Origin of the sequence: Paenibacillus sp. N3.4 (genome assembly GCF_008017805.1) — a bacterium.
Classification (GTDB): Bacteria; Bacillota; Bacilli; order Paenibacillales; family NBRC-103111; genus Paenibacillus_E.
On sequence record NZ_VRTT01000004.1, the window covers coordinates 147,627 to 158,708 of the forward strand.

The 11,082-nt window shown below is 43.3% G+C and carries 10 protein-coding genes; 7 read left to right on the forward strand and 3 right to left on the reverse strand.

The features are described from left to right. Positions 1 to 11 precede the first annotated feature (11 nt). Positions 12 to 1,313 carry an AAA family ATPase gene (locus tag FU659_RS04225; RefSeq protein ID WP_147946401.1) on the reverse strand — a complete coding sequence of 434 codons (1,302 nt, stop codon included), beginning with the start codon at positions 1,311 to 1,313 and terminating at the stop codon, positions 12 to 14. Positions 1,314 to 1,431: 118 nt separating this feature from the next. Here FU659_RS04225 and FU659_RS04230 point away from each other — a divergent pair, with 118 nt between their 5' ends. The 4 genes from FU659_RS04230 (at position 1,432) to FU659_RS04245 (ending at position 5,623) form a co-directional block, all read left to right on the forward strand. Then, entirely contained in the window at positions 1,432 to 1,929 is a 498-nt protein-coding gene (locus tag FU659_RS04230) for a metallophosphoesterase family protein (protein ID WP_147946402.1), read from the forward strand. Positions 1,930 to 2,331: 402 nt separating this feature from the next. Then, positions 2,332 to 4,581, forward strand: coding sequence for a type IA DNA topoisomerase (locus FU659_RS04235; protein ID WP_147946403.1), 2,250 nt, complete (start codon positions 2,332 to 2,334; stop codon positions 4,579 to 4,581). A 12-nt stretch (positions 4,582 to 4,593) separates the two neighbouring features. After that, positions 4,594 to 5,295 carry a uracil-DNA glycosylase gene (locus tag FU659_RS04240; protein WP_147946404.1) on the forward strand — a complete coding sequence of 234 codons (702 nt, stop codon included), beginning with the start codon at positions 4,594 to 4,596 and terminating at the stop codon, positions 5,293 to 5,295. Next, on the forward strand, positions 5,288 to 5,623 hold the full coding sequence (locus FU659_RS04245) for a YciI family protein (protein ID WP_147946405.1): 336 nt from the start codon (positions 5,288 to 5,290) through the stop codon (positions 5,621 to 5,623). Before FU659_RS04240 ends, FU659_RS04245 begins: the two co-directional genes overlap by 8 nt. 239 nt (positions 5,624 to 5,862) lie before the next feature. Here FU659_RS04245 and FU659_RS04250 read toward each other — a convergent pair whose 3' ends face one another. Then, complete coding sequence (locus FU659_RS04250; protein ID WP_147946406.1) at positions 5,863 to 6,180, reverse strand: hypothetical protein; 318 nt, start codon at positions 6,178 to 6,180, stop codon at positions 5,863 to 5,865. Positions 6,181 to 6,400: 220 nt separating this feature from the next. Here FU659_RS04250 and FU659_RS04255 point away from each other — a divergent pair, with 220 nt between their 5' ends. Beyond that, positions 6,401 to 8,650: a PAS domain S-box protein gene (locus FU659_RS04255; RefSeq protein ID WP_147946407.1), complete on the forward strand. Its 2,250-nt coding sequence runs from the start codon at positions 6,401 to 6,403 to the stop codon at positions 8,648 to 8,650. A 59-nt stretch (positions 8,651 to 8,709) separates the two neighbouring features. Here FU659_RS04255 and FU659_RS04260 read toward each other — a convergent pair whose 3' ends face one another. Then, positions 8,710 to 9,000 (reverse strand): hypothetical protein, encoded by a 291-nt coding sequence (locus FU659_RS04260; RefSeq protein ID WP_222708476.1) that lies wholly within the window; start codon positions 8,998 to 9,000, stop codon positions 8,710 to 8,712. Positions 9,001 to 9,112: 112 nt separating this feature from the next. On the opposite strand from FU659_RS04260, the gene FU659_RS04265 reads away from it, so the two are divergent. Both FU659_RS04265 and FU659_RS04270 read left to right on the forward strand, forming a co-directional pair. Next, complete coding sequence (locus tag FU659_RS04265; protein WP_147946409.1) at positions 9,113 to 10,177, forward strand: DUF3900 domain-containing protein; 1,065 nt, start codon at positions 9,113 to 9,115, stop codon at positions 10,175 to 10,177. 119 nt (positions 10,178 to 10,296) lie between these two features. Then, the gene (locus tag FU659_RS04270; RefSeq protein ID WP_147946410.1) at positions 10,297 to 10,956 is read left to right on the forward strand and encodes a deoxynucleoside kinase; all 660 of its coding nucleotides are present in this window, start codon (positions 10,297 to 10,299) and stop codon (positions 10,954 to 10,956) included. Positions 10,957 to 11,082 lie beyond the last annotated feature (126 nt).

The following is an 11,082-nucleotide window of genomic DNA, read 5'->3' on the forward strand; positions in this document are numbered from 1 at the left end:
GGTTCAACCTCTTATAGGGTATAGTCGTAGACAATTCCTGGTATCTCTCGATCGAATAAGGTGCGATACAAGCCTTGAATAGACTGTAAAATACGCTCGCCTTGAATGCGTAGATGAGTGAACTTCACCGCATACTGCTCAGGATGCTGCAGGAAGATGGACTGAGAAGCAATCCAATCCGGCAGTTTTTTCTCTTTCTCCTGCCAGGAAACAAGTCTGCCACGCAAGCTCCTCGCTGTTTCTTCCAATTCGTCCCGGCAGTCTTCCAGCGCCGTTTTTAAACGCTCTGCCGTTTCCTTGTTTAAAGACCCGCCAATCTCTTTCTTAAATTGGAAAGCATGCAGCTCGTCTTCCTTGTCCAACCACTTCTTCACAGTCAGATTGTAAGTCTGTAAAGGCAGCTCTTGCTCCATTTCTCGCTTTAGCATGTCTTGAAATAAAGTGTCGAAAACCCCTTTAAGTTCGTTCAAATCCTCGGGAAAATCCCACAGCATATGGGGGGTAAGTACAGTATCCCATACGTTAACGGAGCTGCGTCCATGAATCGCCGCGGATATTTTCCAAGTGTGACCGATTTTGTTCCAGCGGCGGTCAGAGAGGACGTACTCTTTATCCTGAAGCGCTGTTTTTAACTGAAAGAGCATATAGATCATGGAATCCGGCAATTCAACATCCGCGGCTTGAGATTTCAGCTGTTTAACTAAATCCGTGGACAGCAGGGCAGGGATCGGTGTCGTTGGCGCCTGAAACATGAGCTCAAAACTGGATATCTGCTTAACATATTCCACTTCGAATCGAAAAAGGAAGCGGTCATACAACGCAGCTAATTGATCATTATCTTCCGGCAGTTCATTGGATGCCGCTATGAGAAACAGGAGAGGCGAAGGTTGCTTTTGCCGACCATTAAAAAAGATACGTTCATTTAAAACGGAGAGAAGTGAATTCAGGATGGCGCTGTTTGCTTTGAATATTTCGTCCAAGAAAGCAAATCGTGCGCTAGGTAAATAACCGTGTGTGAGGCGTTCATATTCATCTAGTTTCAGTTTTTGTAAGGAGACAGGCCCGAACAGTTCATCAGGTGTCGTGAAGCGAGTCAATAAATAATCGTAAAAGGGTTCATCGCCGAATAGTTCAGCAGATGCCCTTGCTAATTGCGACTTAGCCGAGCCTGGAGGACCGACCAACAAAACATGTTCGCCGCTCATGACGGCCAGAAGCATGACGCGAATCAATTCTTCCCGCTCCATGAAGCGTTTCTCGAGATGCCCCATAGCTTCTCTTAATTTGTTTTGCACGACGATGGGTTCTTTCATTTGGTTGACCCCCTTGGCAATATCAAATGCGTAATCATTATTGTACCAAACTGCCGAGCAAACATCGAATATGTTACAATAAGAAAACGGTTTGACCAAATTGAAGGGATGATTAGCCATGCGGATTGGTGTGATTGCGGATACTCATTTATCTGAACGCGTTCAGAAGCTTCCGGACGCGCTTGTTGAAGGCTTGCAAGGGGTAGAACTCATTATTCACGCCGGTGACTGGATCAGTCCACACGTGATTGGCTTGGTTGAGCAGATAGCTCCGTGTGAATCTGTTATTGGGAACAATGATGGTCCAGATATCAGAAAGCGTTACGAATTAAAGAAGCTATTGACCTACGGTGGTTTTCGGATTGGTCTTATCCACGGCGACGGTTTCCGTAAAACAACCGAAGAAAGAGCGAGAGAAGCTTTCGAAGATGAACAGCCGGATATCATTATCTTTGGACATTCCCATATTCCGTTTGATCAAACGATTCATGGCATACGAATGTTCAACCCTGGTTCCCCAACGGATAAAAGAAGGCAGCCCCTATATTCCTACGGCATCCTTAGACTTGGAGAAAGCATCCATGCAGAACATTTTTTTTACGACAATAAATCATAGCAGGTTCCTCTACATACATGATCATCTGAGAAAACAGCTTATCTCGTTCAAGCAGTTTTTTTGACTTATCGTCAGAATCATTGCTTGACTTTAAACAATTAGGAAATAACTGCTCCAGTGTCCACTCATCGCTCCGACCTTCTTGCACCCTCTATCCTTTCATCAGGCACCGATTTCGATGTTGAGCCTCTTTTTGAGTTGTACAAATAAAGTTTATCTATCCTCTTTATTGTTGTGCCATAAGCAGTTGGCAGGCTGTTTATTTCAAATTTTAAGTTCAAGATCTATCTGTGAAGGGATTGACATTTTACTCGGGAAAGAGGATATTTGTAAATTCAGCACGAATATTAGAGTAGTTAATATGAAATACCGACAGCCAAATTCGACAAGAGGTCATCATTTGTGAAAACTTTAGTCATTGCAGAAAAACCGGATATGGGTCGCAATATTGCTTCAGCTATCGAGCCGAAGGCTGTTAACAAGCGTTCTCATCTCGAAGGGGAAACCTACATTATCACCTGGGCAATCGGCCACTTGATTGAGTTGGCTGAACCAGACCAATACGATGATAAATATAAAAAGTGGAGCATCGATCATTTGCCCATTATCCCGGACAATTTCAAGCTCGTTCCTAATCCGCGGACGTATGATCAATTGAAAGTCATTGCGGAGCTGGCCAAAAAATGCGATAAGCTGGTTAATGCTTGCGATGCTGGGCGTGAAGGTCAACATATCTTCTCGCTTATTCAGCGGCATCTTGGCCTTAAGCATCCTGTAAAGCGGTTGTGGATTTCTGATTTAACCTCAGAAACGATCCGCCATGGCTTCGCTACTTTAAAGGATGGCTCCGAATATGAGAATCTAACTCGCGCGGCGCGCTCCCGAAGTGAAGCCGACTGGCTGATTGGGATGAACGGATCTCGTGCCTTCACCACCAAACATAACGTACTACTTTCCGTTGGCCGTGTACAGACGCCTGTTTTGGCTCTCATCTATGATCGTCAGAAACAGATAGAAGCCTTTTCTTCCTTGAAGTTTTACGAGCTTGAAGGGTATTTTACACAAGGAATGACGACTTACAAAGGAATGTGGCAAGGGGAGCGCTTAACTGACCAGGCAAAGGTTGAAGCTCTTGCAGTTAAAGTGAAAGGCAAGCCAGCCCGCATCACATCCTATGAAGTCAAGGATACGAAGGAATACCCCTTTAAATTGTATGATTTAACGCTGCTGCAGCGTGAAGCTAACGGGAAATACGCCTTTTCAGCAAAGAAAACATTAGATACCGCGCAAGCGCTTTATGAGAAACATAAGGTTATTTCCTATCCAAGGACGAATTCAAATTATGTGACGGAGCAAAATATTCCCGAAATGCATAAATCGTTATCGGCTTTGCAAGGAACAGCCTATAATGATCTTGTGCAAGGGGCCAATCGGAATTTAGTGCATAAAAACAATAAGTTCATTTGCAATCCGAGCAAAGTAGAAGATCACCATGCGATTCTGCCAACGAATCGAAAAGCAAGCGGACTGACTCCCGATGAGCAGAAATTATATGATTTGATTGTGAGGCGTTTCTTATCGCAGTTTTATCCCCCAGCTGAGTATAAAGTGCATACCGTCATGACTGAGGTCGAGCAGGAATTGTTTAAAACGACGGTTAAGGAGCTGCTTCAACTAGGCTGGAAGGTCATTTATGCCGACCAGAAAAAAGAAAAGGTGAAAAGCGCGAAGGGGAAAGAGAAGGAAGAGGAAGACGAGGAAGAGGTTGAAGTAAGTGAACCCTTCTCCGTTGATCCGCAGCAGGAAGTCACTTGCAGCGATGCCATCGTGAAGGAGAAAGACACACAACCGCCTAAGCATTTTACCGAAGGAACCTTGCTTAAAGCGATGGAAAGCGCGGGCAAGCAGATTGAGGATGAGGAGCTCCGCGATGCGATGAAAGATTCCGGACTTGGCACCCCTGCGACGCGTGCAGCAACCATTGAGCGCTTGAAGAAAGTCGGTTACGTCGATATGCAGGGTAAAAAAATCCTCCTGACGCAGAAGGGCCGTACTGTTGTTGAACTGATTCGCGGAGCAGGAATCGAACTGCTCACCTCACCGGAAATGACCGGACAATGGGAGCGCAGATTGAATGAAATTTCTCGCGGTACAGCTTCGGATGAGCAATTTATGTTCAACGTGAAAAAGTTCGCGACGCTTATCGTGGATAAGGTGCGTGTGCAGCCCAGAGCCTTGAAGACGGCTTTTGAAGGAGAAACGCCTTCTGCTGGCCCTGCCAAACGAGGCACAACACGCTCGGCTGCAAAAACCGGTGAAACAAAGACAACTGCTGCCGTTAAAAAAGCAGCTCCAGCGAAACAAACGGACGGAGCTCCGGCTTTTTTGGCGACATGTCCAAGACCTGGCTGTGGGGGATCCTTATTTATGGGACGAAAAGGTTACGGCTGTTCGCATTATAAGGAAGGGTGCAAGTTTGTGATCTGGAAAGAAAGCTATGGTCGCAATTTAACGGACTCTCAGATCCAAGCACTTGTGACCAAAGGCAAAACAACGAAGCTTAAAATCGTTCTCGAAGACGGCACAGCCGCGGAGGGACGAATTGTCCTAAAAGATGTTCATACAGGAGAACTTAGCACGGAAACAGAATAAAGGGGAACTGGAATGAGTATTTTGAAAAACGATTGGTCATCTTTCCTAGCGGCGGAATTCGAAGCGCCCTACTATCAAGCATTGCAATTATTTCTAAGAGATGAATATGAGCGATATACCGTGTATCCAGAAGAAGCGGATATTTTTAACGCGCTGCATCTTACTTCCCATGCCGATACCAAAGTCGTTATCCTAGGACAAGATCCCTATCACGGAAAAGGCCAAGCGCATGGACTTAGTTTTTCCGTTAAACCGGGTATACAAGTACCGCCTTCTTTACAAAATATGTATAAAGAGCTAAAGACGGATCTAGGCTGTTACGTTCCGGATCACGGTAATTTGGTGAAATGGGCTGAACAAGGCGTACTGTTGTTAAATACGGCTCTTACTGTGCGAGCGGATACGCCTAATTCCCATAAAGGTAAAGGTTGGGAACGTTTCACCGATCAAGTGATTCGCGCATTAAATGAGCGGGAACAACCGGTTGTTTTTGTTCTGTGGGGTAGTCATGCTCAAGCGAAGCAAAGCCTCATTGATACGGAGAAACATGTTATTATTAAATCCGTACATCCTAGTCCACTCTCTTCATATCGTGGATTTTTTGACAGTAAGCCATTTTCAAAAGTTAATACGCATCTGAAGCAATTGGGGATGACTGAAATTAATTGGCAAATTCCAAATTTAGTTCAAACAGGGAGTGCAAAACATGAATGAAGAGACACAGTTTATTTATGTCTTACGTTTGCTTCCTGAGTTTCTAACGCGAAGTAACTGGACCGAACGAGAAGAGAAAGTGCTCGAAGAGCACTTCCAATATCTCCTTCAGCTTAAAGAAGATGGTGAGCTTATTTTGGCCGGAAAAACGCAAAACTTCGATGAAAGCACATTTGAAACCGTCATTCTCAGCGTAGATAATGCGGTAGAAGCAACTCTGATTATGGAGCAGGACCCGGCCGTTGCCAATCGGTTGATGTCGAGCGAGTTGTTTCCCTACCGAATTGCCGTAATGAAAAATGAAATCGATGATTTGCGCTTCAAATAATAGGATTGACATGGATGATTTCGAGCCCACTATCACAATCCTTGCCTGTCTCATATGAGCGATTCCCAAGTAGATGAGATAATGCTGAATCATGTTCAGGCAGGCCGCTTTGCAGCGCTTGAATCGCAGCTTGAAAACTTTTTTCCCATCCTCCATGGTGATATCCAACAACTCCCACACACTATAGGTATACGTTTCCTTCAGATCCGTAGGACAATTCCAAACCGCCTTAGCTTCGTTTAAATAATCAAGCTGGGGTGGTTTTTTGCCGTATAAGGAAAAGACTCTCCTACGTAAAGGTGTTTCCAGACAGGTGTTTTCCAGGTAGGAAGTCCGAGCTTTTGCTGAATGATCTTTGTATCCATAATCATTTCAAAACGTTGATGATCCCATTTCCTGAAACCGGATTTGTGAAAAACATAGGGATGCATGGTACGATCCAGGATGTGATGTGTAAGGAACCCAAGCACATAGACGACAGCCGGATTATATAATCCTCTACCTTTTACTTGGCGCAGCAAATCCATCAAAAAAGGCCCGCACGCTTCCTTATGCATGAGGCTTCCTAGCTCATTTAGCGTCTTGTCTTTTTTCCAGGGGAGGAAATTGTGATAGATATAGATTTAGAGTTGTTTTAACATAGTGCATAAGGCTGAGGGCACATTTCGCGGACTTTTTTTAATCCTAATCAGAATATGGCAGGAATCATCTTCCTGTCGTCGAATTCAAACCCGTGGTGATAACAGCTTCCAATTGTGTGATAAAGATGGGAGATAAATGAATATGGTCAATAATCCGCTGGATTTGAAAATCAGTGCAGATCCGGACAATATTCTAGATCTGCTTAGAAGAAAGGTGCCAACCTCTGACGCGGCTTTCGAGAACGCACCAATTGGTATGGCCTATATTTCGCTCAACGGGCTTTGGTTAAAGATCAACGACTATCTTAGCTCTATTCTTGGATATTCACAAGAGGATCTGCTGTACAGAGAGGTTAAGGAGATATCCTTGCTTGAGGAAGCTCATAAATATGAGGCTTTAAAGGAAAAATTGCTTACAGCGGAAATAAAGTCTTTTCAAATGGAACACCGAATTCGACACAAAGAAGGATATCTGATGTGGGTGGAGTGTGGGATATCGCTCATCCGTGATCGAGAGAATCAGCCTTTATATTTTATTTCCCACTTGAGAAACATGTCGCGTAAATCGGAGATCGAGCGTAAGCCTGATGAAAGCGAACAGCGCTATGAATCATTGATTGAACATAATCCTGCGGGCATTTTAACTTGCGATCTGAAGGGCATGATCATAAGTGTTAATCCTGCCATGGAACGGATCTTAGGGTTTGTGGAAATGGAGATGCTTGGCAGGCCTATTAACTTTTTTTTGGAAGGCAAGGAACATGAAGAACGTTCTCCTTATCGGATTATTTTTTCAGAGACAGATAATTACATGATTCGAGTTCGACATAAGAATGGGGATATGATCGAATTAGGTTTGAAGCATGTTCCCATTTATGTGAATGACATTATAGAAGGCATATATATTATTGCAAAAGATATTACACAGCATAACAAGGATCGTGAATCACTGAGAGCCGCTCAACAAGACCTTCATGATACCGTGCGCAGACAGCAAGGAATGACAATGAAATTTAGGCAAATGAAGGGGAAGTTTATACATACGTTGTGCGATGGTGAGCTGCTTTATAGATTGGGTTACAAACCATCTCATATCATCGGAAATGGGTTATACGAAATATGGCCATTTTATAAGGCTGCCAATATGGAGAAATATTATCGCCGCGCCTGGAATGGCGAACAAAATGTCATGTATGAGGCAACCTTCCGAGGCATTACCTATTTGACGTCGTTGCGACCGATTTTGGAAAATGGAAAAGTCATTGAAGTGATTGGATCTTGTGTAGACATTACTGAACGAAAGCATATGGAAACAGAGCTGAGAGAAACGAAGGAGCTTCTGGAATCCTTTATCAATAATACGACGGACGCCATCTGTGTGCTTGATTTGCGCTCCAGAGTGATTTCTGTGAATGCTGCGTATGAACATGTTTTTGGCTGGAATCAGGACGAACTTAAAGGTCAACCTTTACCTATATATCCGGATTTTTTGGAAGAACAGCGAAAAGAAATATACGAAATGCTGAAAGCCGGAAAGCAAATATCAGGTTTGGAAACGGTACGGAAACGCAAGGATGGCCTGATTGTGCACGTAAGTGTTACCAAGACACCCATTAAGAATGAAAAGGGTGAAATCATCGGTTTTGCAGGTATAACACGCGACATTACAGAGCGAAAACGAACGGAGGAATTGTTGCGTAAATCAGATAAGCTGTCCGTCGCTGGTCAATTGGCAGCAGGACTTGCTCATGAAATTAGAAACCCGCTCACTTCGCTTCGCGGATTTTTGCAGCTATTGCAAAACGATATGAGCGGGAAACAGCATTATTTTGACATTATGCTTTCTGAATTGGATCGTATTAACTTTATTGTCAGTGAGTTTCTAGTTATCGCTAAGCCTGAAGCCATTCATTATAAGCAAAGTAAGCTTAAAGATATTTTACAGACGGTTATTGCACTGCTGGATACACAAGCGTTGCTTTGCAATGTCGAGCTTATACTTGAATTTGAGTCTGAAATTCCGGAAATCGTCTGTTCAGAAATGCATTTGAAGCAATTATTTATTAATTTGGTCAAAAATGCCATCGAGGCCATTCCCAGAGATGGTCATATAAGAATGACCGTGTCCCAACAGGGAGACGATTTGATTCGAGTTAGGACCCAAGATAACGGTTGCGGTATCCCGGAAGAACGCCTCAAGCAGCTCGGCGAACCCTTCTACACCACGAAGGAAAAAGGAACCGGTCTCGGACTTATGATGTGTTTCAAAATTGTTGAGGCGCACAAAGGCACGATGTCGATTCAAAGCCATATGGGAGAAGGAACGATCATTGATGTGTATTTGCCGAAACAGCCGCCTGCGCGGTGTGCAATAGAGTTATCATAGGCTTTCTGAAACAAAATCGCCCGTACCTGTGATTGCAGCAGGTACGGGCGATTTTTGTTTCAGAAGCTGATGCTAAATTCGTTCATTTCTCTGGAATACCATTGTGTAAGCGGGAGGCCTAAGTCTTTCTCGGATTGTATTTGCACGGCATCAGGCGTATATTTCACGATTGAACCCGAAGTGACCTGATAATAAACGCCAAGAGAGTCTAATGACCAAACGTAAACAGGTGTTTGTGCAAGTGCTGCTATAAATATCTCCGTATCTGTTTCCAATAGTTTGGTTCCGTAAATCATCGTCACACCTCTGTCTTGTTTTTTGGATGAAATAGAGCTTATTAATAGAGACATCACGAAATGGGAATATATCACATGCGAAGATATATTTTTTGTGGCGTTCTTTTTTAGAGGAAGTACAATCAGAGATGTCTGTTTTTTATTATGATACCCAGGGAGAACCAACATGAAATTCGGAATTAAATATATATCTTTTTTTGTTATTCAGGGCGAGGGACCGGATGCTGCTTCCAAAAATTATCGTCATTATCAAACATTGGACGAAACGGATTATGAGGATAGCGACCTCCAGCTGTTTCTGGACGGTGAATTAGCCCGTATTGCCAAACGTAAAGTTGATCGTAATCCCAGAGCTGAGCAGGTACCAACAAAAATCGGTCGGTTTATCACGGAACCGGGCTTTGAGTTAGACAGTAACCCGAATTACAATGTGTTTGCTAGGCTGCGGTTTGCGGAGAATAAGCAAGATTTTCTGAATGTAAGTGATGAGCTGCTCAATGCCTACTTACATACCAGTGCAGTCAGAGGCGGAGCTTTTCTTGTGGCAAGCGCCAAGCTCAATCAATATTTCGATGATCCGTTTGTATTTATCCTCAAGTGTGACTTTGAGCCGAAAATAGCCCGTATCACAGATGAGAAGAGCTTGCTCAATCACGTTGAAATGGCGATTAATGCAAAAAATATGAAATCGATTCTCTACCCCTTTATGCCGGAGGAGGGCATGCTGGAACCTTCAGAGCTCAAAATACATCAAGCTTCACATGCTCGCTATTTTGAGGATTTCCTAAAATATGTAGAATATGAGCAATCCATGCCGGAAATTTTGCATCATCAGGTGCTTGGGTTGGTTCAACAACAATTAGAAAGAGATTATGAGCATAAACCGGAAGAAAGGGAACAAGAAGAAAAGGATTTAGAGATATGGGCGGCAAGTGAAAAGCGCGAGCTTCAAGAGAAATGGACCCCTACACAAGTCATGGAGGCCGCGAATTATTTGGTCGATCAGAAACCGGACTTGGAAATGCGCATTAAACTTGATCATATTACCGTGAAGGCGCAATTGGCTGATTACGGGCGTAAGGTACACATTGCCAGACAAGGTGAGCGATATGTGATTCTGATTGAAGGTGAATACCTGCATTTTGAAAAGGGGGTCTCTCCGGTGGAACTCTTGAAGCCTGATGATCTGCATGAGGTCATTGAGCGTATCGTACAGGGAGAGGGTAATTAGAGATACAGACTCAAAGTAAGGGTTCACACGATTCGGAATTCCTTGTATAATAGGAAGGCTTTAATGCTATTAACAATTTTTTAATAAAATAACGCAGAAGTAGAGGGGTAAAGGAGGCAATGGCAGTGATTGTGGTTGGGGGAATGATCGGACTTGGTAAAACATCTGTATCCACATTACTTGGACAGGAACTGAATTCGAATGTTTATTATGAAAGTGTGGATGATAATCCCATATTACCGTTGTTTTATACATCAACTCCAGAAGAAATTGAGAGGAAACGATATCCGTTTCTGCTTCAATTACACTTTTTGAATACCAGATTTAAGGCAATTAAGGAAGCGTTGGTACATAACAGAAATGTATTGGATAGAAGTATTTATGAAGATTGGTACTTTGCCAAGGTCAATTTAGAATTAGGACGCATCTCGCAATTAGAATTCGAAATCTATGAAGGTCTTGCCGATAATATGATGTCTGAGCTTGCTGAGCTTCCTAAGAAGGCGCCGGATTTAATGGTATATCTGAAGGCTTCATTTGAAACAGTCATTCATCGCATTGGGTTACGCGGCCGCAGTTTCGAGCAAGACCAATCACTCGTTGATTATTATCGGCAATTGTGGTCCGGTTATGATGACTGGGTTATGAATCATTACAACGCATCGGAAATCTTGATTGTTGATATGGATCGTATCGATGTCGTAAACCGTGAACAAGACTCGTTAACTTTAGTTAAAGAGGTACGAGCTAAGTTATCCGAGCTAGGCATCCATGAATAAAATTAACGAAAGACCCCCTCATAACTGAGAGGCCACTGAAAAAGTCCACAAAAAATAAACAGGTATCTTTTGCGCAATTTATTTGTGTGAAAGACGCCTGTTTTTTTGTATAATAAAGGTATCAAA

Bases quoted from the DNA above. Each gene is read 5' to 3' on its own strand.
- FU659_RS04255 (WP_147946407.1), top strand. From the start codon at position 6,401: ATGAATATGGTCAATAATCCGCTGGATTTGAAAATCAGTGCAGATCCG.
- FU659_RS04230 (WP_147946402.1), top strand. From the start codon at position 1,432: ATGCGGATTGGTGTGATTGCGGATACTCATTTATCTGAACGCGTTCAG.
- FU659_RS04260 (WP_222708476.1), bottom strand. From the start codon at position 9,000: ATGTCTCTATTAATAAGCTCTATTTCATCCAAAAAACAAGACAGAGGT.
- FU659_RS04265 (WP_147946409.1), top strand. From the start codon at position 9,113: ATGAAATTCGGAATTAAATATATATCTTTTTTTGTTATTCAGGGCGAG.
- FU659_RS04250 (WP_147946406.1), bottom strand. From the start codon at position 6,180: ATGCATAAGGAAGCGTGCGGGCCTTTTTTGATGGATTTGCTGCGCCAA.
- FU659_RS04240 (WP_147946404.1), top strand. From the start codon at position 4,594: ATGAGTATTTTGAAAAACGATTGGTCATCTTTCCTAGCGGCGGAATTC.
- FU659_RS04270 (WP_147946410.1), top strand. From the start codon at position 10,297: ATGGCAGTGATTGTGGTTGGGGGAATGATCGGACTTGGTAAAACATCT.
- FU659_RS04225 (WP_147946401.1), bottom strand. From the start codon at position 1,313: ATGAAAGAACCCATCGTCGTGCAAAACAAATTAAGAGAAGCTATGGGG.
- FU659_RS04245 (WP_147946405.1), top strand. From the start codon at position 5,288: ATGAATGAAGAGACACAGTTTATTTATGTCTTACGTTTGCTTCCTGAG.